The sequence below is a fragment of the Empedobacter stercoris genome (genome assembly GCF_020281205.1).
Lineage (GTDB): Bacteria > Bacteroidota > Bacteroidia > Flavobacteriales > Weeksellaceae > Empedobacter > Empedobacter stercoris.
Map to the genome: position 1 here is coordinate 22,100 of NZ_JACXZC010000023.1, position 24,827 is coordinate 46,926.

The window sequence follows — 24,827 nt, forward strand, 5'->3', positions numbered from 1 at the left end:
AGTCTCTGCTTTAAATCAGATTATTTATTAATCAATAAACTTTTTTAAGTAACTGAATTTCACTATTTTTATATCAAACAAAAATATTGAATCATGAAAAAAATAGTTTTAATGAGTTTCGCAGCAGTCTTTATGATGAGCTGCGGTGGTTCTAAAAATGAAGAATCTGCTCAACCAGAAATAGACTACAGCACTGCTCCGCAAGAGGATTCAGAAACTACAGTAGCTTCAACACCAGCAACAAATAATCATATTGTTTTAAAGGCGAGTGATGACATGCGCTTTGATAAAACAGAGTTTACAGTAAAGGCAGGAGAAGAGGTTACGTTAATTTTGATGAATACAGGTGAAATGTCTAAAGAAGCGATGGGACATAATTTTATTTTATTAAAACCAGGTTCTGATGCTTCTGCATTTGCAAATAAAGCAGCTTCTGCCAAAGCGACAGATTATATTCCAACTGATTTACAATCAGAAATCATTGCACACACAAAATTATTAGGAGGCAGAGAAAATGATCAAATCAAATTTACGGTAGACGAAGGCACGTATGATTTCTTATGTTCTTTCCCTGGACACTTTGCTACAATGAACGGAAAAATTAAAGCCGTTAAATAATAATTGATTATGTCAAATTTACTTTTGGCACAAATATTGAAATAAGCATGGGTGTATAAGATTTAGTAGAGTAAATTTTGTCCTCATGTGTTAATTTTAAGCCTGTTTTTCAACAGGCTTTTTTTATTTAAAATAGCTGAATTTATTTTCTCCAGAATTTGTATGTATTTATCAAACCGTTTGTAGAAGCATCATGTGAAGTTATTTGCTCATCATTTTCTAACTCTGGTAAAATAACATTTGCCAATTGTTTTCCTAATTCAACTCCCCATTGATCGAAAGAGAAAATATTCCAAATTACACCTTGAACAAAAATTTTGTGTTCGTACATCGCAATTAAATTTCCTAAAACTTTTGGTGTTAAAACTTCGTACAAAATAGAATTTGTTGGACGATTTCCTTCAAATATTTTAAATGCTTTTAAGAAATCAATTTCTTCTTTCGATTTACCCGCTTTTTCTAATTCAGCAACAACCGTTTCTTCATCTTTTCCAAAAGCTAAAGCTTCTGTTTGTGCAAAAAAGTTTGATAATAATTTTGCATGATGATCCCCTAAATTATTCAAGGAATTAGCTCCTGCAATAAAATCTGCTGGAATTAATTTTGTTCCTTGATGAATTAGCTGATAAAAAGCATGTTGACCATTTGTTCCTGGTTCACCCCAAATAATAGGTCCTGTTTCGTAATCCACTCTCTTCCCATCTCGACCAACATATTTCCCATTCGATTCCATATCTCCTTGTTGAAAATAAGCTGCGAAACGTGATAAATATTGCTCGTAGGGCAACAAAGCAACAGAATTAGCTCCAAAGAAATTGTTGTACCAAATTCCCAAAAGCGCTAAAACAACGGGAATATTTTGATCTAAAGTTTCTGTTTTGAAATGGATATCCATTTCATGTGCACCCTCTAATAATTCTTCGAAATTGTCAAAACCAACTGCCAAAGCAATGCTCAAACCAATTGCACTCCACAACGAATAACGACCACCAACCCAATCCCAAAACTGGAACATATTTGCTGTGTCGATTCCAAAATTTGCAACACCTTCTGCATTTGTTGATAATGCCACAAAATGTTTCGCAACATCTTCTTCTTGCGCATCCGAATTCAAAAACCATTCTTTCGCCGAAAAAGCATTCGTCATGGTTTCTTGAGTTGTAAATGTTTTTGAAGCAACAATAAATAAAGTCGTTTCTGGATTAATTTTTTTGAATGTTTCAACCAAATGTGTTCCATCAATATTCGAAACAAAATGAAGATTTAAACGAGTTTTATAGTGTTTCAAGGCTTCTGTTGCCATCACAGGACCAAGGTCAGAACCTCCAATTCCAATGTTAACAACATCTGTGATTTCTTTTCCTGAAAATCCTTTCCATTCGCCCGAAATTACTTTTTCCGAAAAAGATTTCATTTGTTCTAACACTTCATTAATTTGAGGCATCACATCTTTTCCATCTACCAAAACTTCTTCGTTAGAGCGATTACGTAAAGCCGTATGCAAAACTGCACGCTTTTCTGTCACATTGATTATGTCACCATCAAACATTTGTTGAATAGCCTGATCAAGATTCATTTCTTTTGCTAAATCTACTAAAAGTTGAATGGTTTCTGCATTAATTCTATTCTTCGAATAATCCACTAATAATGATGGATATTGAATCGAAAATTCTTCGAAACGCTTTGTGTTTTGAGCAAATAATTCCTTAATGGAAGTGTGCTGAATATTTTGAAAATGTTTTTCTAATGCATTCCAAGCATTCGTAGTTGTTGGATTGATTGTATTTAAAGCCATAATATTTTTAGTATTCTTTCCCAAAACAAATTTAATCATTTCAAATTGGTTGCAAAATGAAGTTTTGGATGATATCGTTTTAGCAATTTTATTTAAGACTTTTTTCAACAAAACGAGGAAAATGATTTATTTTTCAATCAACTAATTTTCTCCATATCTTTACCCAACTAAACTAACTCAATGAAATACATTACAGGTTTTTTTGTTCTTATTTGGCGCATTTGGATGATTTTGTTAGCCACAGTTTATATTTTAACAATAGGGGTATTTATCGTTTTACCATTAGCAAGTTTTGACAGAACCTTTCCTTATATTTATCCACTGATTAGGTATTGGGGGAAATTTGTTTTGTATGGAACAGGATTTAGAATCGATTATAAAAAACGTGTTCCACTTGATCCGGACGAAAATTATATTTTTATAGCTAATCATACTTCGGTAATGGATATTATGCTGATGTTAACCATACTAAAACATCATCCAATCGTATTTGTTGGTAAGGCAGAATTACTTAAAATCCCTATCTTTGGGCGAATATTCGAACGAATTTGTATTCCAGTTAATCGAAAAAGTGTGCGAAGTAAAGCAAACGTTTATCCGGAAGCAAAAAAGAAATTAGATAAAAATTTGAGTATTTTTATTTTCCCAGAAGGAGGAGTAACAAACGATAAGGAATTTAAGATTTATTTGGATCCTTTCAAAGATGGTGCATTTAATATTGCCATTGAAACTAAAACTCCGTTGGCTGTTTTTTCTATACATGGATTGAATAAGATGTTTCCATTCAATTGGTTTAGAGGCTATCCAGGAAAAATAAAAGTTCGATTATTGGCTACTTTCGATACCGAAAATTTAGACGTTAAAAATGACAAAGCAGCTTTAAAAGCAGCGGCTTTCAACACAATATTAAAAGATTTAGAAGAATGCAAAAATTAGTTTATATCGCACTTGGTACAACCTTAATTGCGACAGCTTGTAGCAAACAAATTACATCAACAAAAGGCATTGAAGCTAAAGACAATCAGACTTTTGCAGATTTAGATCAAGCGCGAATTAAACATTTGAGTTTAGATATCGAAACTGATTTTAATACCCATCAAATAAAAGGTTCGGCTGCATATACGTTTGTAAATAATAAAGCTAAACAATTGATTTTGGATACTGAAAAGTTGACAATTGATTCTGTTTTATTAGCAAATGGACAAAAAACAACGTATAAATTAGGCGAAAAAGATTCGATCAAAGGTCAAGCATTACTTATTGATGTCTCACCAAATGATACGATTGTACAAGTTTTTTATAAAACATCACCTGATGCAAATGCATTACAATGGTTAAGTCCGCAACAAACACACGATAAAAAACATCCTTTTTTATTGTCGCAAGGTCAAGCCATTTTAACACGTTCTTGGATTCCTATTCAAGATACGCCAAGTGTTCGTCTTACCTATGATGCAAAGGTAAAAACGCCAAAAGATTTATTGCCTTTAATGAGTGCAATTAATCCAAAAGAAAAAAATGCGGAAGGAGTTTATACCTTCAAAATGCCACAGCCAATTGCACCTTATTTGATTGCTTTAGCTGTTGGAGATGTGCAATATCAACCAATTGATAACAGAACAGGTGTTTATGCAGAACCAGGATTATTGAAAGCGGCTGCTTGGGAATTTGCTGAAATGGGAAATATGGTTACGGCTGCCGAAAAATTGTACGGAAAATATCCGTGGGAACAGTTTGACGTATTGGTTTTACCACCATCGTTTCCTTTTGGAGGAATGGAAAATCCACGTTTAACGTTTGCAACGCCAACTGCAATTGTAGGAGATCGCTCGATGACGAATTTAATTGCACACGAATTGGCACATTCTTGGTCAGGAAATTTGGTAACAAATTCTACTTGGGATGATTTCTGGGTAAATGAAGGATTTACGGTTTATTTTGAACGTCGAATTATGGAAGAATTAGAAGGAAAAGATTATGCAGATATGATTTCGGTAATCGGGTTTCAAGATTTAGAAACTTCTATGAAAAATATCCCAGAAAAATATACTTCTTTAAAAGTGAACATGACGGGAGCAAACCCTGATGATGCTTTTTCTGATGTTCCGTACGATAAAGGTTATTTGTTCTTAAAAATGTTAGAAGATAAATATGGACGCGAAAAATTTGATCAATTCTTGAATCAATATTTTTCTTCGCATGCTTTCCAAACCATGACAACAGAAAAATTTGTCGATTATTTGAAAGCTAATTTAACAAATGGCGAAGATTCTTTTGTTCAAGAATGGATTTACAATACAGGTTGGCCGAAAGATTTGAAAAAACCGACTTCAAAACTATTTGATTTAGCTGAAGCACAATTACAACAAGATATCACTAACGGAAGAAATAAAGTAGCACCTAAAAAAGTTGAGATTTCTACAAAATCAACAAACGAATGGGTACATTTTATTCGTCAAATCGATACAGCTAAAAATACAAAAGAAGATTTAGCTTATTTGGATGAGATATATAATTTTACAGCTTCTAAAAATCCTGAAATTCAAACCGCTTGGTATGAAAAAGCGTTTTTGTTGCATTACGATAAAGTGAATGCCAATGCGAAAGATTTCTTGGTAAATGTGGGAAGACGTAAATTCTTAGAACCTTTGTATTTAGCTCTTAAAGAATCTAATCAAACAGATTTTGCGAAAAATATTTACAAAGATGCACGTACTAATTACCATTTCGTTGCGCGTCAAACGATTGATACAATGTTAAACTACAAACCATAAACTATGGCAATTGTAGCATATACAGATGGTTCTTCGTTGGGAAATCCAGGCCCAGGAGGATTTGGTTGTATTTTATTAGAAACTGAGAAAAAAGTTAAAAAAGAAATTTCTCAAGGTTTTCGATTAACGACAAATAATCGAATGGAATTATTAGCTGTGATTACGGCTTTAGAAACTTTAAAATTTACCAATACGGAGATTACGATTATAACCGATTCTAAATATGTCGTTGATGCAGTAGAAAAACGTTGGGTTTTTGGTTGGGTACAAAAGAATTTTAAAGGAAAAAAGAATTCAGATTTGTGGCTACGTTTTTTGGATGTGTACAAAATTCATCGTGTCAAATTTCAATGGATAAAAGGTCATGCTGGACATCATTGGAACGAGGAAGCAGATAAATTGGCTGTTGCTGCGGCAAATGATTCAGCCAATTTTAAGGTAGATTCTTTCTTTGAAATTCATCAAAACGAAGAATAATTTTCTACTTTTGTAAGACAGAGAGAAAGATGAAAATGAAGATGTTGTGGAGATTTTTTCTGCTACTTTTAATAACAGTTTATAGTTGTTCACCTCAAAAAGAAAATGGTGAAATGATCCACTTTAGTGGGCGAATTGCCAATGCACAAACGGATAGTATTTACCTTTTATTGAATAATCGCGAAAAAGCATTTGCATTAGATTATGATGGAAATTTTTCGGATACACTTCAATTGGTAGATGAAGGCTATAAAATACTTTCAATTGATCGAGAAGAGTTTACAATTTACTTAGTTCCGGGAGATAGTCTGATTTTAGATGCAGATTTGAATCAAATTGAGAATCACTTTAAATTCTCAGGAAAAGGAAAAAATCGAAACAATTATTTAATTGAAAAAAGTTTTAAAACGGATAAGTTTTTGACTGATAATATAGAATTGTTTCAATTAACCCCTCCATATTTTAAAAATCAAATCAAAAATTTTCATCAAAAAGTGTTTGAAGATTTAGAAAAATTGAAGGTGAACTCGTCATTTATTAGAACTGAGAAAACAAATCTGAATTACGATTTTATCAATTTATTGTATATGTACAAGGATTCTTATACGTACTACAATCCAGCATCGGAGCAATTACCCGTTAATTTTTTGTCCGAATTAGAGAAGATTGATTTGGATAATGACGAAGATTATAAAACTTATCAGAGTTATCGCAACATTGTTTTGACGAGTTTACAAGAAAAACTGTATCAAGGATTTTCTGCAGATAGTTTGTTAGAAAACATAAAAAGTCCATCCATCAAAAAAGGATTTATTAATTCATTAATCTACGAACTTGACCCAAATGATCCGAATAGCGAAGCAATTTATCAGGCAATAAAAAAACATTGTAACTATCAACCTTGGTTAGATGAAGCTTCAAAACGTATGAAAAAAATTAGTTAAAAAGTTTTAATAATTGCTTTCAAAAAAAAAAATAAACGTATTTTATTGTTTTGATATATAGTGCTTTACAATTGATTTACGGTTTCCCTCATTTTATAAAGCAACCTTTTCTACATATTTTATATAACAAATCTAACAAATAATGTCAAAGCCTAAGAGGATTCATAAGACTTACAAAAAGTCAGTGTTTAGCAAAATGAAAATAAAACCTATTAATTTATTGCTTTTTATAGCAATTGTATGTTTTAGTATTGTTTTAGTATTTTTTAAATAGTTGAAACTTTTTAAAACTCTCAACTTTTTTAACCTATCAATTATTTCTTAACTTCGTCTGAAATAGGCCTAAAAATGACAAAAGCTGAAGCAAGAAAACACTATCGATCGTTGAGAAAATCTTTCTCAAAAGAAGAAGTAAATAAGTTGAGCGAACAAATTTTTGAGTATATCAAAACCTTCGATTTTTCTGGATCTAAGTCGTTTCATCTTTTTTTACCCATCGAAAAAAACAACGAAATCAATACTTATCCAATTATTGATTGGTTATTTCAGCAGGATAAAGATGTAATTTTACCTTTGGTTGTTGGTGATGATATGTTGAATTGTAAGGTTGAAAAAGATGTTGAAACTAAATTAAACTCACTTCAAATTCCAGAACCAGTTCAATATACAGAAGTCGATGCTTTTACGATTGATGTCGTTTTTATTCCAATGTTTGTTGCAGATAAAAATGGGAATCGAGTTGGATATGGAGGAGGATATTACGATAAGTTCTTAGCAAGATGTAGACCTGATTCCAAAAAAATAGGCCTAACTTATTTTAGACCTATTGAAATTATTGAAGACGCTTATTCTGGAGATTTTCCACTTGATTTTTGTATTACTCCCGAAGGAATTGAATCTTTCTGAATCGAGTCTTTTTTATCATTTAAAGTTCTAAAATAGAATTTAAATTCTCGTTTAAATTGGATAGGCTTCTGTTTTATCACAAAAATTCCTGTACGATTATTGGTTTCGATTAATTTTTTGTTCGAGTTAAAATAATTCACAGAATAAGCAATTCTTTTCACAGAATCTGGCGTAACAGAGTCTTGAGGTAGAATTGCAAACTTAGAAACAGAAGTTATCGTTACTTTTTTATCGGCTAAATCTCTTAGTAATGCATAAATTTCTGTTGTATCTTTTTTTGGGAAATAAGACAATAATTGATCTCTTAACAAACTGTCAACAACGGTGTCGCTTGTATTAGATGCTAGTGCCGAAAGTTCGTAAAACTCACGTAATTTCTGTTTTGCAATAAAATTTACAGCTTCAACAGAATCCATTTTACTACTCACAGTAGAAGCTTCGTTTTTGTAACCTTTTATCGCTTCTGGGTTGTAATCACCTTTATATTTATCGTCTTTACACGAAAATATAATCCAAACACTCATTAGCAAAATAATGCTAAAATGAACTACTTTACTTATCGTTCTCATCTTGCTGGATTTTAAATTTTAATTTAACAATTTTACCTTTTTTACTTTCTGATTCGATTAAAGAAAAGTTCTTTAACGAAGTCGTAGGCATTGTAACCAAATTGATATACTGTTGTTTCGAAAGAATTTCTACACCGAAAAAATCATTATCATATACTTGATAAATCAACGCATCATCTGAAATCATCTGGTTTAATTTAGAAATTCGCTGTTTTAAATCTTTTGCTGAATTCGAATAATAATACAGCATAATTTTATAATCATCAGGTTCTAATAATAACTTTTCGGGTTGATTATATTGATGTAAATTAACCTTAAACGTATCTTGTTTATAATAAGGTGAAGTCACAAACATTTTGATTGTATTTTTTTGAGATTCGAATTTAATACAACCTGTTTTTGTTGATAGATACAAGGGCGTAAATCCTTCTCTTATAATTGTCACTTCGACAGAGTTATTAATGGTTGTTTGCCTATCCGAATCAACAAAACAAAATTCATATTCGCGTTGTCCAAAAAATGAATAATAAACAGCCACACCAATACCACATAACAAAAGAATTACAGAAGCTATAATTGAAATCAGTTTTAGTTTTGGTTTCTTCTCAATAGCTTGTATTGGACTTAATTCTTTTTCAGTTTGTTGTTTAACCTGTTGTTGTGTATCTTTTTCTACTTCGTCCGAAGGAATATTTTCTTGGGATAAATTTTCGATTTCTTCTGTATCAATCAGTATTTCCTCTGTTTTATGAGTTCCAAAATGTTCGTTCTTTTGAATTTGAACAAAATGCGCCCAATTCTTGAATCCACAATATTGCGCCAAAAGATTGAGCATATCAATACGTGGAAGCTTCTTGAAATCTGACTTAAAATAAGTATAAAACCACTTTTCACTTACAGTTGATCGGGTTTTATTGAATAAGTCATCTTGGAAAGTCGTAATTTCTTGTCCTTTCCAATCAGAGATATTTTCGGATTGAGCAGAATTATCTTCTAAAAATCGAGTTGCAATCGTTTTTTTTAGAATTTCGAAAATTTCTATATCTGTAAATTTGCTCAAAAATTAAAATTTAAAAGATTGTTTTTTAGCAACTTGTAAAATAAAATATATTTTACAAATCTTGTTTTAATACAAGTACAAATAAAATAATTTTTTTGATATGATTCGTCGAATTTCTTTATTAATGACTTGTTAAATAATTTTTTCTATTGTAAAACATTTGTTGAATTTTCATTTGATCGATTACAATTGTCTTACAAGCATCTTGCATGAAAAAAACGTTGATGTGAGATTAACTTTGGTTCAACAAAATGATACAACATATCATTTCAATCTAAAATCAATTAAAACATTTAAAAAATTAAAGTTATGAAAAAATTAGCATTAAACGTAATTGTATTAGGAGTATTCGGGACTGCGGTGGGTTTATCTTCTTGTCATTTGTTTGGATCGAAAGAAATAAAAACAGAAACTGATGTGAAAAATGATACCATTACAACATTAGAAGATTCAATTAAAGTTGATACAATTGGAAAAGATTCAGTTGTGATTAATGATTCTATAAAAGTTGAAACAACTACAACTACAACAACTGAGAAAAAATAATTTGCAGAATAAATTAAATAAAAATCAAATGAAAAAATTAGCGTTATTTGCGTTTGCAGCATTCACTTTTACTGCAATTTCTTGTAAAAAAGAAGCTTTTCAGCCAGAAGTTACTACACCAGAAAATGTAGATTCATCAATAATCGAAGTTCCGTCTGCCGATTCTGTAGAAGGAGTTACTGTAGATTCTTCAAAAACTGTGAATAAAACAGAAGTTTCTAAAGATTCTGTCTTGAAGTGAAACTCGTAGACTTAATAAAAAAAAATCCGCTACATTGAGCGGATTTTTTTTATAACGTTAGAATTCTAAGAGTTTTTTAATGATTTAATGTCAATCACAAAGCGATATTTGACATCAGACTTCATCATACGTTCGTAAGCGGTATTAATATTTTGAATATCGATCATTTCTACATCCGAAACAATGTTATGTTCACCGCAAAAATCTAACATTTCTTGTGTTTCTTTGATTCCGCCAATTAATGAACCCGTTAAATTACGACGTTTCAAAATCAATAATCCACCATGAATTGCATCCAAAGGTTCTATCGCACCTACCATACACATTGTTTTGTCAAGCTTAAGTAAAGCTAAATATGGATTGACATCATGTTTCACCGGTATTGTATTCAATAAGAAATCAAAGGTATTTCGTTGTGCTTTCATTTGGTCAGCATCTTTTGAAATAAGAACTTCATCTGCGCCTAATTTTTTTGCATCTTCCCCTTTTGATTCAGAAGTGGTAATCATCACTACATGAGCACCCATTGCTTTAGCAAATTTAACCCCCATGTGGCCTAAACCTCCAAGTCCAACTACACCAACTTTATCGCCAGCTTTTACATTCCAATGACGCAAAGGCGACCAAGTTGTAATACCAGCACACAATAATGGTGCAGCAGCTTTTACATCAATATTTTCTGGGACATGAAGAACAAAGTTTTCTTCTACCACAATGTTTTCTGAATAACCTCCGTAGGTAATTCCACCATGTTTAGAATTTTTAGAATTGTATGTACCTGTTGATCCACTTTCACAATATTGTTCTAAACCTTCGTCACAAGGATGACAATGTTGACAAGATTCAACCATACAACCAACTCCAACTAAATCTCCAACTTTGAATTTGGTTACTTCAGAACCGATTTCTTTGACACGACCAATAATTTCGTGACCAGGAACAACGGGATAATTTGGTTTTCCCCAATCCCCTTTTACCGTATGAATATCGCTGTGACAAACACCACAATAATCAATATCTATAAAAACATCTTTTGGAGATAATGTGCGACGTTCTATTGTGTGTGGTCCTAATGCATCTGTTTCGTTAAATGCTGCGTATGCTTTTGTGTTCATTTTGTACTTATTAAAGGTTATTTAATATTTCTCTTTGTTCATCTATAGAATAATGTGATTTACAATCTAAATTAAGCATTGAATTATTATATCGAGTTGAATAATTACTCAAATCAGAACAATTCGATAGTATTTCAAATTCTTTATTTTTAGTATTGAATATAATTCCTTTATAATCGTTAGGATTAAGGGTGATAATTCCTTCCTTTACAAGATTTATATAATTTTCGGAATATTCTTCTTTAGAATCAGTTGTATTAATGATGGTCGAAGCAATTGCTCCTGCCATTCCAAACATCATTAAATAACCATTATTCTGTTGAGATCTTGGTAATTCCATATATAAATGATGATCTGAACCTGCTTTTACTCTTACATAAGCAAAATTAGGAATTTCTTTTGCCAACAAAATCTTTTTCTCCTTAGCTATCTTTTTAATTTCTTTTACGTTAAAATAAATATCCCCATTTTTAACAATTGCGAAATAATCTCGTTGTTGATATTCAGGAAATTTCCCGTTTTTATCATAAAAGTTTACTAAATCTGCTGACTGTTCAAATAAATCAGCATAAAGATTAGGTTTCATCTCAAATAATCTATCTTCTGTCTTTTTCGAAATAAAATCATCCTTTGTTAAATATAAACCATCGGGATAAGAGAATTCTTTTTGGTTAAAAACGCCTTTAATTTGCGGAATATTCTTTGAGTAATCTTCATTATCAAAGATTAATTTAAAATCTTTTAGTCGAACAATTGCGAACGTATTTTTAGATAAATCTGTTTTAAATTGAATTCCTTTTCCATCATTAATATAGCTTACGTCCCTAATTTCAAAAGTATTATTCGTTTGATTTGAAATTATTTTCGCTTTAGAAATATATTGTCCAAAAGAAAAGGTTGAACATAAGATAAGTAGAGTAAATAATTTTTTCATTCGATTATATTTTGGATAAAATTAAAAAATCCACCTGAATAATCAGATGGATTTTTGAGTTATTAAATTGATTTTATTACTTCAATTTTTTGATTCCCATGTTCCACAATGTGAATGCATATTTATCAGCTGTTTCGTTAATTACAACTTCTGTCGAACGACCTGCTCCGTGACCAGCTTTAGTTTCAATTCTGATTAATACAGGATTATCACAAGCTTGTTTCTTTTGTAATTCTGCTGCAAATTTATATGAATGCGCAGGAACTACACGGTCATCGTGATCTCCAGTCGTAACCAGAGTTGCGGGATAACATGTTCCTTCTTTAACATTGTGAACAGGTGAATATGCTTTCAGATAATCAAACATCTCTTTGCTATCATCAGCAGTTCCGTAATCATATCCCCAACCTGCTCCAGCAGTAAATGTGTGGTAACGCAACATGTCTAAAACTCCAACAGCAGGCAAAGCAACTTTAGCAATTTTAGGATTTATGGTTTCTGTAGCTCCAACCAATAAACCTCCGTTAGATCCCCCTGATAATGCAGTGTAATCTGGCGACGTATAATTGTTTGTTTGTAAATATTCGGCAGCAGCGATAAAATCGTTAAAAACATTCAATTTATTGAACTGACGTCCACCATCGTGCCATTTTTTACCATATTCTCCACCTCCGCGTAAATTTGGAACAGCATAAATACCGCCATTTTCAATCCAAGCAGCAGTTGCAGGACTAAAACCAGGTGTTAAACTAATATTGAAGCCACCATATCCATAAACGATTGTTGGGTTTTTACCATTTTTCTTTAATCCTTTCTTGTATGTAATAATCATCGGAACTTTTGTGCCATCTTTTGACGCATAGAATACTTGTTCAGAAATATAATCATCCGAATTAAATTTTACATTTGGTTTGATGTAAACATCAGAAGAACCTGTTTCTACATTAAATTTATAACTTGTTGATGGTGTGATATAATTTGAGAAACCGAAATAAATTTCTTTCTCTGATTTTTTTCCTCCAAATCCTGATGCAGTACCAACTCCAGGTAATGTAATTTGACGAACTTTGGTTCCATCATATTTATATTGTTCAACAACAGAAATAGCATCTTTTAAGTATTTCGCAAATAAATACCCTCCTCCTGTAGAAACGGATAATACATTTTCTGTTTCGGGAATAACCGTTTGCCAAGCAGGCTCACTCAAATCTGAGATTGTAGCTTTTACAACCTTGTTGTTAGGTGCTTTATTATTTGTAAATAAATAGAACGTTTCTCCATCATTGTCGATTACAGAAGTATTTGTCTCAAAATTATTTACAATGTTTACAATTGGAGAATTGGTTGTTGATAAATCTTGATAGTACAACTCATTTCCTGTTGTCGAGTTTGCAGCTGTAATGATTAAGTAGCGTTCATCATCAGTCAAATAAGCACCAACGTAACGACGAGGCATTTCTGCTCCTCCAAAAATTAATTGATCTTTTTTCTGAGCTGTTCCTAATTTGTGGTAATATAATTTATGCTGATCTGTTTTTTCTGATAATTCAGATCCTTTTGGTTTATCATAAGAAGAATAATAGAAACCTTCGTTTCCTTTCCAAGCTGTACCAGAGAATTTAACATCAATCAAAGTTTCTCCAACTTGTGTTTTATCTTTCGCATTTAAAACAATCACTTTTCTCCAATCCGATCCACCTTCTGAAATAGAATAGGCAACTAAGCTTCCGTCTTTCGAAAAACTTACATCTGCTAAAGAAACAGAACCATCTTTTGAGAATTTATTTGGATCTAAGAAAACTTCTTCTGCTCCATTTTCTCCTAATTTACGGTACAAAACAGAATGCTGTTGCAAACCATCATTTTTATAATAGTAGGTATAATCACCTTCTTTGAAAGGCGTAGATATTTTTTCGTAATTCCAGATATCTGTCAACGATTTTTTCAATTGCGTGCGTAACGGAATCTCATTCAAATAAGCATAAGTCGCTTTATTTTGTTCAATCACCCATTTTTTTGTGTCATCAGACAAATCATCTTCTAACCAACGATATGGATCTTGTACTTCTTCTCCAAAATACGTGTCAACATGATTAATTTTTTTCGTGTCTGGGTATTTTTTTTTGTAACTCTGTGCATTCACTCCTACCATAAGGGCAACATTAAATAAAATAAAAGCAGTTTTTTTCATTTCTCTATATAATAGCTGTTTTGGTAAAGATAATAAAACCAAAAAGATAAATTGGTATTGAAAAAAATGATTTAAATTTGTGCAAAATCCTTACCAATTTTAAATTTAAATGGATACTTAACTCTTCGCGGCAACTTTACATTAAATTCATTTTGATTTAATTTTTTATCAATTATTTTTCATTCATAAAACCTAAAAAATGACTTTAGAAAAGTCTTTAACAGCTAAAATTAGGTCCGTTTTCTTGTTGATTAAGCAATCTTTTTCAAGCGAAAATTTAGATTTAACTGCAATTCCAATTCGTAGATCTGTATTCTTATTGGCTATTCCGATGATGTTCGAAATGGTGATGGAATCTGTTTTTGCCTTGGTTGATTTATATTTTGTAGGTCATTTAAAAGAAAGCGCTTTTGCGATACAAACAGTAGGACTAACCGAATCTTTATTAACAATAGTTTATTCGATTTCGATTGGAATAAGCATGGCTGCAACCGCTATTATTGCACGGAGAATTGGCGAGAAAAATCCTACAAAAGCATCTGAAAGTGCTTCGCAAGCAATTTTATTATCCATATTGATTACCATTTTATTAAGTGTTTTCGGATTTATTTATTCTAAAGATTTATTGATTTGGATGGGCTCTTCTGAAGAAGCAGCCGAATATGGTAAAAACTTTACCAAGATTATGATGGTGAGTTGTTTAAGTATTGTCCTTCTATTCTTAATAAATGGAATTTTTCGTGGTGCAGGAAATGCCGCAATTGCCATGAAAAGTTTATGGTTAGCAAACGGGATCAATATTATTTTGTGTCCAATTCTTGTTCGTGGTTGGTTCTTTTTTCCAGAAATGGGATTAGAAGGAGCAGCATTATCAACAGCAATCGGTAGAAGTTGTGGGGTTGTCTATCAACTGTATTATTTAAAGAAAAAAGACTCATTAATTCAAATCAAATGGTCTTATTTTGTGCCAAAATCTAATTTAATTCTCAATATTTTACGAATTGCTATTCCTGCAATTGTTCAATATGTTATAGCAAGTTGTAGTTGGATAATTTTAGCACGGATTGTTGCACAAACAGGAGGAGAAATAGCTTCGTCAGGTTATCAAACTGCATTGCGATTAATGATGTTTTTTATGTTGCCTGCTTGGGGATTAAGTAATGCAGCAGCAACGTTGGTAGGACAAAATTTAGGAAATAGAGACCCCGAAAAAGCAGAAAAATCGGTTTTAATGACTATGAAATTTAATATTATTTATATGCTAATAATAAGCATAGTTTTTTATGGTTTGAGCAATTATTTAGTTTCAATATTTACAACAGAAGAGTCTATTAAACTTGTTGCAAAGGAAGGAATGTATATTTTGGCAAGTGGTTTTCTTTTGTATGGAATTGGAATGGTGATGATGAATGCGTTTAACGGTGCTGGTGATACGATGACGCCAACCATTATTAATTTTGTTGGATTTTGGTTGTTTCAAATTCCATTAGCGTATATATTGTCTTACCATTTCGAATTGAGAGAAGAAGGTGTTTTTATAGCAATTCCTGTTGCTGAAACATTTATTGCAATTTTAGCATTTATACTTTTTAAACGAGGGAAATGGAAATTGAAAATAGTATAAAAAAAAATCGCTCATATGAGCGATTTTTTTATATGTTTTATCCTTTAAAAGTATAATATCTAGCACCTTTCAAATCTGGATTTTCAGTTTCAATGCGATCTAAGGCAAAACCTTTCGAATCATTAATAGATGTTTTCAGATTTTTATTGTGTAAATCTTGGTATTGTTCAAAAGAAATTGCTTCTCTTTGATTCAAATAATTGAACAAATCCATTTTATTCATCACATTCTTCCAACCTTCACCAATTTGTCCTTGAAAAACTTTCGATTTAGATCCAGAACCATACGCAATAAAACCAACTGTTTTTCCATTTAATTCTTCATTGCTATCTGCACTTACTTGTAAAGCCGATAAAAATGCAGTGAAAATTGAAGCAGTATACATATTTCCGATCTCAGAAGAAGCACGTTGAGTTGGTTCTACTTTTTCTTTGATTAACGCTTTATATTCATCCGATTTCGCAACAACTTTCAAGTTATCATTCGAATTATCTTGACCATTTTCTAACGCAAAAACATCCGAAAACATTCTTTTTCCTTGAAATGCATAAGGTAAGTGAAAAGCAATATATCGCCAATTTTCGTACAATTTTCCTTCAACACCTGCTTTTTCTTTAAAATTAAAATAAGCTTCTCTTACTCTATTCTTATAACATTCGTTAGAATATTGCCCTTCGAAAACTGGTTCATCTGAAAAAATTTCGATTTCAGATTTTGTTGTTCCTAAAGCATTCAAAATCGCTTCATCAGAAGTTGATTGATGTGGTTTAAAGAAATCAAAAACAGATTCCATTCCAATTCCCCAATTATTATCAAACGCAATCAAATCTGGTTGATTCGAGATTAACATCGCTACTGCACCAGCTCCTTGCGTATATTCTCCCGTCGATTCTAAACCATATTTTGCATAATCTGCTGCAATTACAATCGCCTTTTTAGCTGGATTTACACGAACATAATCAATAGAATTGTGCATCGCATCTACTCCACCCACACACGCAAACGTCATATCCACAACATCTGTGTGTTTAAAAGGTCGTTCTCCAAATTGATTTGCCAAAACAGATTCCACTAACTGAACCGCGTAAGTTGCCGTTGGTTTTGCGCCATCTAAAGCGCTTTCTGTTCCTAAATAAATTCGTCCGATTTCAGTTGGATTTATATCAAAATCTGTGATTAATTTCAACAAAGCATTCGCAGCGATAGTTGCTGTATCTTCATGAACATCTAAAACAGACATTTTTTTTAATCCTAATCCTATTTCAAGTTTATCAGGATCAATATTGCGTTGAATTGCTAAATCTTTTATTGGTAAATATATATGCGGAACGTAGATAGAAGCCGCCTCTATTCCATACTTCATTTTCGTTGATTTTTAAGCGAACTTCAAAGTTAAGAGTATTTAATTTTTAGTAAGCATGAAATAAATCCTGAATTTTAAGAAATCAATAATCATTATAAAAAAACAAAAAAATAGAGGTTTAATTAGAATATTTCTTAATTTTAAGTCTATAATTTTAAATATTTTTTTTCAAAATGGCTCGTACTTTTTACAAATCAATCAAAAATTCTGTCAAATATTGGTGGATTTTATTAATCATAGGATTATTATTTGTTGGATTAGGAATTTACACTTTTGTCTCTCCTGTAGCTTCTTATGTTGCACTTTCAGTGTTTTTTGCTGTATCATTTTTATTCTCTGGAATTTCTGAAATTGTTTTTTCACTTTCTAATAAGGATGAAATAGATAGTTGGGGTTGGACATTAGCTTTTGGAATTATCACTGCTATTATAGGATTTATGTTAGTGATTAATCCTATTCTAAGTTTAGAAGTTTTTGCATTTTATGTTGGATTCTTAGTGCTATTCCGTTCAATTTCGGGAATTAGTTATGCTTTTGAACTTAAAAACTATGGTGTTAAAGATTGGGGATTCTCTTTATTTTTCGCAATTATTGGATTAATTATTTCGATTATATTAATTTCAAATCCACAATTAGCAGGATTAACAGCTGTTATGTGGCTTGGTTTAGCTATCATTTCATCAGGTATATTTGCAATTTTTATTTCATTTCAATTGAAAAGAGTTAAAAATTTACCAAATACAATTTCAGATGATTTGAGAAGACGATATGAAGATATCAGAAAGGAAATCGAAGATTTCAGAAATCATTAAAATCGAAACTTACGAAAATAAAAAAACTCCACTTTTTTAAGTGGAGTTTTTTTATTTTCCTCTGAATCCTTCTATAAATCCTGTTTTGAACGATTCTATTATCAGATCAGAATGATCAAAAAGATTAATCAAAATAGAGGATAAAATAAATCCTAAAGCAATTTTTCCTATTGATAGCAAAGCATTTTTTTTCTTATTAAAGTAAATATAATAAACGATTACAATATCGGTGCTAATAACCTACAAACCGAAGCAAATGCACGATTATACCATGGTTTGTTTTCCCATTTTTCGATGTTTAATAATTCTGAATTATTTCGATCTATTTCAAAATTCGTATTCATTTCATTCAATAAAATATCGTTCTCAATAACTGAAGTAATTTCAAAGTTGATCATAAAACTTCTAAAATCTAAATTTACAGTTCCAATAAAAGCCAATTTATCATCAACAGTAATCGTTTTTGAGTGAATAAACCCTTTTTCATAAAGATAAACTTTTACACCTCTCTTCATTAGAGGTTTTAGGAACGACAATGAAGCTTGTTGTACGATGATAGAATCGCCTTTTTTAGGAATAATCAATTCGACTTCTACACCAGCAGAAACCGCAATCATCAAGGCTGTTTTAAATTCATCGCTTGGAATAAAATAAGGCGTGCACAATTGTACTTTCTTTTGTGCTAAGGTAATCGCCAAAATCATGGCTTCCATTGCCGAATGTACATCACTACCTGGCGAAGAAAGACCATAACTTACGGTCGCCATATTGTTAAAATTCGTGTTTTTTGAATCGAAAAAATAATTGGGGTCAGAAATATTAAATTTATTTCCTTCTGTCATCATCCAATTTAAGTAAAAATGCAATTGCAAATTATTAATCGCTTCACCTTCTATCATAACGGATGTGTCACGCCAATAAACTTCGTTATTCGGACTTTTTTCTCCATCCTGATTGATGTATTTATCACTAATATTAATGCCTCCAACAAACGCTTTTTGACCATCTACAATCAAAATTTTTCTATGATTACGATAGTTTGAATTGGCTAAAGACGAAAAACGAACAGGAAGAAACGTTTGATATTCAATTCCAGTTCCTTCAAATCTTTTTTGATGTTTATTTAATTTTGGAGAACCAAAATCATCTGTCGTTAGACGTATTTCAACACCTTCTTTTGCTTTTTTTTCTAAAATGGAGATAATTTCATTACCAATTTTATCTTCATCAAAAATATAATATTCGAGATGAATATGATGCTTTGCAGATTTTAGTGCTTCAATAAATAAAGGAAATTTTTCTTCTCCGTTTATCAATAATTTCACTTTATTTTTGGTTGATGGAGGAGCAACTCGCGCATTGTTTAGATAACGATAAACCTGAGAAAGAGAACCTATTTTGTCTTTAACTCGTATCAAATCTTCTTGGATAATTTTATCCATTTCTTGCCATTTTTCCCCAATAATTTTTTGATGACTTTTATCTATACGTTTAAAATATAAATCTTTTTTAAATTTTTGACCAAAGAAAAAGTAAATGATGAATCCAATTACGGGAAGAAAAACAATCACTAATATCCAAGCAATTGTTTTTGTTGGATTTCTGTTTTCAATTAAAATGGTAATAATAACTATGACATATAAAAAAGATAATGGAATCCAATACCAATCTTTGATAAAGCTCCAAACTTGAAAAAGAGTTGTTGACCAATCCATTTTATTAGCAGTTAGAAATTTTTTATAAAAATAACTCAATAAAAATCAATTGTTTTGAATAAATTTAAAAAAATAAATAAATTTATTTTGGAAATAAGAAATAAACCTTCTTATATTTGCATTCCAAAATGAGCGGTGCCTTAGCTCAGTTGGTAGAGCAAAGGACTGAAAATCCTTGTGTCCCTGGTTCGATTCCTGGAGGCACCACATTTTAAAACCTCAAGCGTATGTTTGGGGTTTTTTTTTTGACAAAGGAAACAATTTATTAATGGAATATTTTGAATATGTATATCGAAATATTCAGTAAATTGCATAAAAGATGGAAATAGGAAAAAGACCTTGGGGTACTTACTATGTATTAGAAGATACCGAGATATATAAATTAAAACGCATAGAAGTAAATGTTGGTGGACGTTTGTCTTACCAATACCATAATCATCGTGCCGAAGTTTGGACAATTGTTCAAGGAAAAGCTTTGGTGACACTTGATGATAAAGAATATGAATATAATGCTGGCGAAGTGGTGGTTATTCCATTGAAAGCAAAGCATCGTATTCAAAACATCGGAAATGAGGTCTTGATTTTCATCGAAGTACAACATGGTACATATTTTGGTGAAGAGGACATAATTCGAATTGAAGATGATTATAATCGTTCCAGCGAAGACTAAACAATAACTTAAGAAACTAAACTAAAAACATACTATGAAAATAGGAATTACATTTAGCGCATTTGATTTGCTCCATGCTGGGCATATCAAAATGTTAGAAGATGCAAAACAACATTGTGATTATTTGATTGTAGGTTTACAGACGGATCCGACATTGGATCGTCCTGAAAAAAACAAACCAACACAAACTGTTGTAGAACGCTACATTCAATTAAAAGGATGCAAATTCGTAGATGAAATTGTGCCTTATGCGACAGAACAAGATTTGGAAGATGTTTTACGTTCTTTCAAGATTGATGTTCGTATTTTGGGAGTAGAGTATCAAGATAAAAACTTCACAGGAAGAAAATATTGTGAAGAAAAAGGAATTGAATTGTATTATAACTCAAGAGATCACCGTTTCTCAAGTTCTGGATTAAGAAAAGTAGTGGCGGAAAAAGAGCTTTTAAAAGTTGTAAAGTAAGAAAATTAGTAGGGTTAGAGTTTATCTAACCTTTTTTTTGTACAAAACTTTATCAATCAAAAAATTAATACAAAAAATAAAATGAAAAATTATACCTTTGCAGAATGTCAAATATAGTTGCAATTGTAGGAAGACCAAACGTTGGTAAATCTACATTCTTCAATCGATTGATCCAAAAAAGACAAGCTATCGTGGATGACACTTCTGGTGTTACTCGTGATCGTCATTATGGAAAATCGGATTGGAATGGGAAAGAGTTTACCGTAATCGATACCGGAGGGTATGTCGTTGGTTCGGATGATACCTTTGAAGAAGAGATCCGCAAGCAAGTTGAATTAGCTATTGATGAAGCAAATGTAATTTTGTTCATGGTAGACAATCAAGTTGGATTAACGGATATGGATAAGGAAGTTGGCAACCTTTTAAGACGCACTAAGAAGCCTACATTCTTAGTTGTGAATAAGGTCGATACCAACAAAAATTTAGACGATTCTTATGAGTTTTATAACTTAGGATTCGAAAAAATGTACACAATCGCTGCCATGACTGGTAGTGGAACAGGTGAATTGTTAGATGATGTAGTGGATACTTTTAAAGAAGAAGTACACGTAGATCCATTTGAAGGTTTACCTAAAATTACAATCGTAGGTCGTCCAAATGCTGGGAAATCTACATTAATCAATGCATTATTAGGTGAAGAACGTAATATTGTAACTGATATCGCAGGAACAACACGTGATTCTATCGAAACATTGTACAATAAATTTGGACATGAATTTGTTTTGGTGGATACTGCAGGGATGCGTAAAAAAGGAAAAGTTAGCGAAGATTTAGAATTTTATTCTGTGATGCGTTCGGTTCGTGCAATCGAAGAATGTGATGTTTGTGTATTAGTAATTGATGCAGAACGTGGGATTGAAGCACAAGATTTAAATATTCTTTATTTAGCAGAACGTAATAGAAAAGGTGTCGTTATTTTGATTAACAAATGGGATTTGTTAGAAAAAGAAACCAATACCATGAAAGAATACAAAGAAGCTATTCTAAGACGTATTGCACCATTTACAGATGTTCCTGTATTGTTTATCTCAGCTTTAACAAAGCAACGTGTTTTAAAAGCTGTAGATACATTTGTCGAAGTTTATGAGAACCGTAGTCGCCGTATTAAAACAAGTAAGTTAAACGAAACATTGTTACCGATTATCGAGATTACACCTCCACCTGCAGTAAAAGGAAAATACATCAAAATTAAATATGTAACGCAATTGCCTACAAAAACGCCTCAATTTGCGTTTTTCTGTAACTTGCCACAATATATTAGAGATCCTTACAAACGATTTATCGAAAATCAATTGAGAAGAGAATTTAATTTTGAAGGTGTTCCGATCGAAGTTTACTTCAGAAAGAAATAATAAAAATCCAAAAAGTCCATTTACAATTTGTAAATGGACTTTCTTATTGATAACAATAGAATTTAACATTCATAAAAAAAGCTCAACGTTTGCCGCTGAGCATTTTTGTGACCGAGACAGGATTCAAACCTGTAACCTCTTGAGCCGTAATCAAGTGCGCTATTCAGTTGCGCCACTCGGCCATTTGAAATATTGAAAACTAATTTCCCTTATTTTCGATTGCAAATATACAGCACTTTTATTAGAAAAACCTAAGGTTTTAGACAAAAAATTTTAACTATAATTTAATCTGCAACGAATCAATTGCTTACAAAAATATTTTTTATGATTTTGTCATATTTCTTAACTTGCTCCTTCAATTTTGAAAAGAAATGCTAAAAAAAATAATTCTAAGTTCATTCATACTTCTTGCCATTAGCAGTTGTAAACAACCAAAAGAAGTAGTTCAATCTCATCAAAACCAACAGAAATTTCAGTTTGCAAAAAATATTTCAATAGAAGAAAGTGATGAAACAATCACAATTAAGTCTTCGGGTAATTTCGTCTCCTTTGATAAAAAAGAGTTACCAATCAAATCTGTAATGGTCGAAACATCGGCTGCAGTTACATTTTTAGATGAATTAGGAAGTATTGATATAATAAAAGGTGTTTGCGATGCCGATTTTATCTTTAATCCGAAAATTGGTGAAGGAATATCAAATAAGACGATCTTGAAAGTCGGTAACACCAATGAATTGTTCACAGAAATTATTCTCAAAAATAAACCTCAATTAATTATTGCTAGTTCTAATCCTGTTTTGGCAAAATTTCATCAACAATTGGAACAAAATGGAATAAAAATCTTGTATTTAGATGAATATAAAGAACAAAATCCATTAGGACAGGTTGAATATTTGAAGATTTTCGGAAAGCTTGTAGGAAAAGAAATAGATGCCGAAAAACGTATAGAAACAGTTAAAAATAATTACGATTCGATTAAAAATATCATTCAAACCAAAGCAAATGGAAATATTTCGACAATTGTAAATACGATGTATGGTGATGTTTGGTATTTGCCAACGAGAGATTTGTTGCAAGCAAAATTGATTGATGATGCAAAAGGTAATTATATTTTTGATGATAAAATTGGAGAAAATAGTTTGAGTTTAACCTTTGAAGAAGTCTATACCAAAGGTAAATCGGCAACTTATTGGATTAATGTGACAAATGTTAATTCCTTGGCAGAAATGAAAGCATCTTATCCGAATTATACTTGGTTTGATGCATTTAATAAAGGAAATGTATATGCTTACAATAAACGTATGAACGAAAAAGGTTCAAACGATTATTTTGAACAAGGAATTGTTCGTCCCGATATAATTCTAAATGACTTGGGTAAAATTTTCTATCCAAATTTATTTCCTACCTATGATTTATACTTTTATCAACAATTAAAATAGACGTTATATATTCAATCAAAAAAAGGAAGAAATACTAATTTCTTCCTTTTTTTATGTGTTCTTTGAGCTTAACGTTAACCTAATTCAAGTAGATTAGGCGTTTATTTGTCGAAATGTAAAGTGTATTGTTATAAATTTGATATAGATTGAAATTTTAGAATTTAAATAATGAATTATTAATTAGTTATCTGTTTAATAATTGTATTTAAAATTAGCATTTTGCAATTTGTCCTCAACTTGTCCCCCTTTATTGAGTGTCTTATTGATTTGGGGTTTTATATTTTAACTTATCAATTAAAAAATATAAATAAAGATTGGGTTTTGGATTTTAATACTAAAATTAATTCTACAGATTATGCTTTGGTAATTTTATCGGCATGGTTTGATCAAAATTTATTAGGAAATAATCGAGCACCACCAGTGGCCAGAACGAAAGAAATGGAACTTGGCATTTAGAAGCAGATTATTCTGCAGTGCTTCTGAAAACAACGGTACTTGGCATATAACATGTGTTGTGTATCCTAAAAATTATGCTAAAATATTTCCTTTACAAGATATAAAGATGAACAACAAATCTACCTCTTCTGCAACTGCTGCTGTAATTAATTATTAACCAACCTAAACTTTTCTATGAAATACAATCTATCATTTATACTGTTGTTATTAACAGTTTATAGCACCGTATATGCTCAAATGGGTATTGGTGTTCCTAATCCTGTTCAAATGCTTGAAGTAAATAAAGGTGATGTCTACGTGAAAGAAAAATTTTATATTAATAATCTGCCTGCCTATAATGGGATAGCGCTTGGTCCTGACAAATTTCGAATAGTAGCTATAGATATTCCTAATGATACTAATAGTTCCTTGATAAACGGTAGGTTGATGGAATTTTCAGGAACAGCGACTATTACTTTTTTTATTCCTTGATTAATTAATTTGTCTAAGGCTAAAAACATTAAAGCTCTTGATTTTCCCGAAGCTGGAGGAGCTTTTAATAATAAATATTGTGCAGAACGCGCTTCAAATGCTTTTTCTTGCATTTCACGTATTCCATATTCATTTGTAGATTTACTTTGTCCAGTCTGTTTATAATTTACATTAACCAGATTAATTGGTTGTTTATAGTCGTTTGTTGTATTGGTTTTCATGTTTATTGAAT

At 31.3% G+C, this 24,827-nt stretch carries 25 protein-coding genes and 2 tRNA genes; 16 read left to right on the plus strand and 11 right to left on the minus strand.

The window, feature by feature from the left end:
- Positions 1 to 93: 93 nt before the first annotated feature.
- Positions 94 to 618: a plastocyanin/azurin family copper-binding protein gene (locus IF125_RS10730; protein ID WP_171623899.1), complete on the plus strand. Its 525-nt coding sequence runs from the start codon at positions 94 to 96 to the stop codon at positions 616 to 618.
- 142 nt (positions 619 to 760) lie between these two features.
- Here the strand turns inward: IF125_RS10730 and pgi are convergent, their stop codons facing one another.
- A complete protein-coding gene (gene pgi / locus IF125_RS10735) occupies positions 761 to 2,413 on the minus strand; it encodes a glucose-6-phosphate isomerase (protein WP_225542468.1) in 1,653 nt (550 codons plus the stop codon).
- Between the two features lie 180 nt (positions 2,414 to 2,593).
- Between pgi and IF125_RS10740 the strand changes: the two genes are divergently transcribed.
- The 5 genes from IF125_RS10740 (at position 2,594) to IF125_RS10760 (ending at position 7,514) form a co-directional block, all read left to right on the plus strand.
- Entirely contained in the window at positions 2,594 to 3,349 is a 756-nt protein-coding gene (locus tag IF125_RS10740; protein WP_225532423.1) for a lysophospholipid acyltransferase family protein, read from the plus strand.
- Positions 3,337 to 5,187 carry a M1 family metallopeptidase gene (locus tag IF125_RS10745; RefSeq protein WP_225542469.1) on the plus strand — a complete coding sequence of 617 codons (1,851 nt, stop codon included), beginning with the start codon at positions 3,337 to 3,339 and terminating at the stop codon, positions 5,185 to 5,187. Before IF125_RS10740 ends, IF125_RS10745 begins: the two co-directional genes overlap by 13 nt.
- A 3-nt stretch (positions 5,188 to 5,190) precedes the next feature.
- Positions 5,191 to 5,664 (plus strand): ribonuclease H family protein, encoded by a 474-nt coding sequence (locus tag IF125_RS10750; protein WP_225542471.1) that lies wholly within the window; start codon positions 5,191 to 5,193, stop codon positions 5,662 to 5,664.
- Positions 5,665 to 5,777: 113 nt separating this feature from the next.
- The gene (locus IF125_RS10755) at positions 5,778 to 6,608 is read left to right on the plus strand and encodes a hypothetical protein (protein WP_225542472.1); all 831 of its coding nucleotides are present in this window, start codon (positions 5,778 to 5,780) and stop codon (positions 6,606 to 6,608) included.
- 348 nt (positions 6,609 to 6,956) lie between these two features.
- Complete coding sequence (locus IF125_RS10760) at positions 6,957 to 7,514, plus strand: 5-formyltetrahydrofolate cyclo-ligase (RefSeq protein ID WP_225542473.1); 558 nt, start codon at positions 6,957 to 6,959, stop codon at positions 7,512 to 7,514.
- Here the strand turns inward: IF125_RS10760 and IF125_RS10765 are convergent.
- On the minus strand, positions 7,454 to 8,083 hold the full coding sequence (locus tag IF125_RS10765; protein ID WP_225542474.1) for a hypothetical protein: 630 nt from the start codon (positions 8,081 to 8,083) through the stop codon (positions 7,454 to 7,456). The genes IF125_RS10760 and IF125_RS10765 overlap by 61 nt on opposite strands.
- The gene (locus tag IF125_RS10770; RefSeq protein WP_225542475.1) at positions 8,067 to 9,143 is read right to left on the minus strand and encodes a flagellar basal body-associated FliL family protein; all 1,077 of its coding nucleotides are present in this window, start codon (positions 9,141 to 9,143) and stop codon (positions 8,067 to 8,069) included. The genes IF125_RS10765 and IF125_RS10770 overlap by 17 nt, the downstream gene beginning before the upstream one ends.
- A 309-nt stretch (positions 9,144 to 9,452) precedes the next feature.
- On the opposite strand from IF125_RS10770, the gene IF125_RS10775 reads away from it, so the two are divergent.
- Positions 9,453 to 9,689 (plus strand): hypothetical protein, encoded by a 237-nt coding sequence (locus IF125_RS10775; protein WP_171623906.1) that lies wholly within the window; start codon positions 9,453 to 9,455, stop codon positions 9,687 to 9,689.
- Between the two features lie 28 nt (positions 9,690 to 9,717).
- Complete coding sequence (locus tag IF125_RS10780; protein WP_225542476.1) at positions 9,718 to 9,930, plus strand: hypothetical protein; 213 nt, start codon at positions 9,718 to 9,720, stop codon at positions 9,928 to 9,930.
- 65 nt (positions 9,931 to 9,995) lie between these two features.
- On the opposite strand, the gene IF125_RS10785 is transcribed toward IF125_RS10780, so the two are convergent.
- From IF125_RS10785 to IF125_RS10795, 3 genes are all read right to left on the minus strand, one after another.
- Positions 9,996 to 11,045, minus strand: coding sequence for an NAD(P)-dependent alcohol dehydrogenase (locus tag IF125_RS10785; RefSeq protein ID WP_171623975.1), 1,050 nt, complete (start codon positions 11,043 to 11,045; stop codon positions 9,996 to 9,998).
- 10 nt (positions 11,046 to 11,055) lie between these two features.
- Entirely contained in the window at positions 11,056 to 11,979 is a 924-nt protein-coding gene (locus IF125_RS10790; RefSeq protein ID WP_225542477.1) for a hypothetical protein, read from the minus strand.
- A gap of 76 nt (positions 11,980 to 12,055) precedes the next feature.
- Positions 12,056 to 14,170 carry a prolyl oligopeptidase family serine peptidase gene (locus tag IF125_RS10795; protein WP_225542478.1) on the minus strand — a complete coding sequence of 705 codons (2,115 nt, stop codon included), beginning with the start codon at positions 14,168 to 14,170 and terminating at the stop codon, positions 12,056 to 12,058.
- Between the two features lie 199 nt (positions 14,171 to 14,369).
- On the opposite strand from IF125_RS10795, the gene IF125_RS10800 reads away from it, so the two are divergent.
- On the plus strand, positions 14,370 to 15,794 hold the full coding sequence (locus tag IF125_RS10800; RefSeq protein ID WP_225542479.1) for an MATE family efflux transporter: 1,425 nt from the start codon (positions 14,370 to 14,372) through the stop codon (positions 15,792 to 15,794).
- A gap of 37 nt (positions 15,795 to 15,831) precedes the next feature.
- Here IF125_RS10800 and IF125_RS10805 read toward each other — a convergent pair whose 3' ends face one another.
- The gene (locus IF125_RS10805) at positions 15,832 to 17,157 is read right to left on the minus strand and encodes a hydroxymethylglutaryl-CoA synthase family protein (RefSeq protein ID WP_225542480.1); all 1,326 of its coding nucleotides are present in this window, start codon (positions 17,155 to 17,157) and stop codon (positions 15,832 to 15,834) included.
- A 173-nt stretch (positions 17,158 to 17,330) separates the two neighbouring features.
- Here IF125_RS10805 and IF125_RS10810 point away from each other — a divergent pair, with 173 nt between their 5' ends.
- Positions 17,331 to 17,969, plus strand: coding sequence for an HdeD family acid-resistance protein (locus tag IF125_RS10810; RefSeq protein ID WP_225542481.1), 639 nt, complete (start codon positions 17,331 to 17,333; stop codon positions 17,967 to 17,969).
- Positions 17,970 to 18,020: 51 nt separating this feature from the next.
- Here IF125_RS10810 and IF125_RS14255 read toward each other — a convergent pair whose 3' ends face one another.
- Both IF125_RS14255 and cls read right to left on the minus strand, forming a co-directional pair.
- On the minus strand, positions 18,021 to 18,149 hold the full coding sequence (locus tag IF125_RS14255) for a hypothetical protein (protein ID WP_262903673.1): 129 nt from the start codon (positions 18,147 to 18,149) through the stop codon (positions 18,021 to 18,023).
- 38 nt (positions 18,150 to 18,187) lie between these two features.
- Positions 18,188 to 19,684, minus strand: a complete 1,497-nt coding sequence (cls, locus tag IF125_RS10815; protein WP_225542482.1) for a cardiolipin synthase — start codon at positions 19,682 to 19,684, stop codon at positions 18,188 to 18,190.
- Between the two features lie 134 nt (positions 19,685 to 19,818).
- Between cls and IF125_RS10820 the strand changes: the two genes are divergently transcribed.
- The 4 genes from IF125_RS10820 (at position 19,819) to der (ending at position 22,229) form a co-directional block, all read left to right on the plus strand.
- Positions 19,819 to 19,891 (plus strand) — tRNA-Phe (locus tag IF125_RS10820).
- 112 nt (positions 19,892 to 20,003) lie between these two features.
- Positions 20,004 to 20,354 (plus strand): phosphomannose isomerase type II C-terminal cupin domain, encoded by a 351-nt coding sequence (locus tag IF125_RS10825; protein ID WP_171623779.1) that lies wholly within the window; start codon positions 20,004 to 20,006, stop codon positions 20,352 to 20,354.
- A gap of 34 nt (positions 20,355 to 20,388) precedes the next feature.
- On the plus strand, positions 20,389 to 20,817 hold the full coding sequence (locus tag IF125_RS10830) for an adenylyltransferase/cytidyltransferase family protein (protein ID WP_171623780.1): 429 nt from the start codon (positions 20,389 to 20,391) through the stop codon (positions 20,815 to 20,817).
- Between the two features lie 104 nt (positions 20,818 to 20,921).
- A complete protein-coding gene (gene der, locus IF125_RS10835) occupies positions 20,922 to 22,229 on the plus strand; it encodes a ribosome biogenesis GTPase Der (RefSeq protein WP_171623781.1) in 1,308 nt (435 codons plus the stop codon).
- Between the two features lie 108 nt (positions 22,230 to 22,337).
- On the opposite strand, the gene IF125_RS10840 is transcribed toward der, so the two are convergent.
- Positions 22,338 to 22,411, minus strand: a tRNA-Arg gene (locus tag IF125_RS10840).
- 189 nt (positions 22,412 to 22,600) lie between these two features.
- Between IF125_RS10840 and IF125_RS10845 the strand changes: the two genes are divergently transcribed.
- Complete coding sequence (locus tag IF125_RS10845; RefSeq protein ID WP_225542483.1) at positions 22,601 to 23,668, plus strand: ABC transporter substrate-binding protein; 1,068 nt, start codon at positions 22,601 to 22,603, stop codon at positions 23,666 to 23,668.
- A gap of 321 nt (positions 23,669 to 23,989) precedes the next feature.
- Complete coding sequence (locus IF125_RS14260; protein WP_262903674.1) at positions 23,990 to 24,124, plus strand: hypothetical protein; 135 nt, start codon at positions 23,990 to 23,992, stop codon at positions 24,122 to 24,124.
- Positions 24,125 to 24,456: 332 nt separating this feature from the next.
- Here the strand turns inward: IF125_RS14260 and IF125_RS10850 are convergent, their stop codons facing one another.
- Positions 24,457 to 24,816 (minus strand): hypothetical protein, encoded by a 360-nt coding sequence (locus IF125_RS10850; RefSeq protein ID WP_225542484.1) that lies wholly within the window; start codon positions 24,814 to 24,816, stop codon positions 24,457 to 24,459.
- Positions 24,817 to 24,827 lie beyond the last annotated feature (11 nt).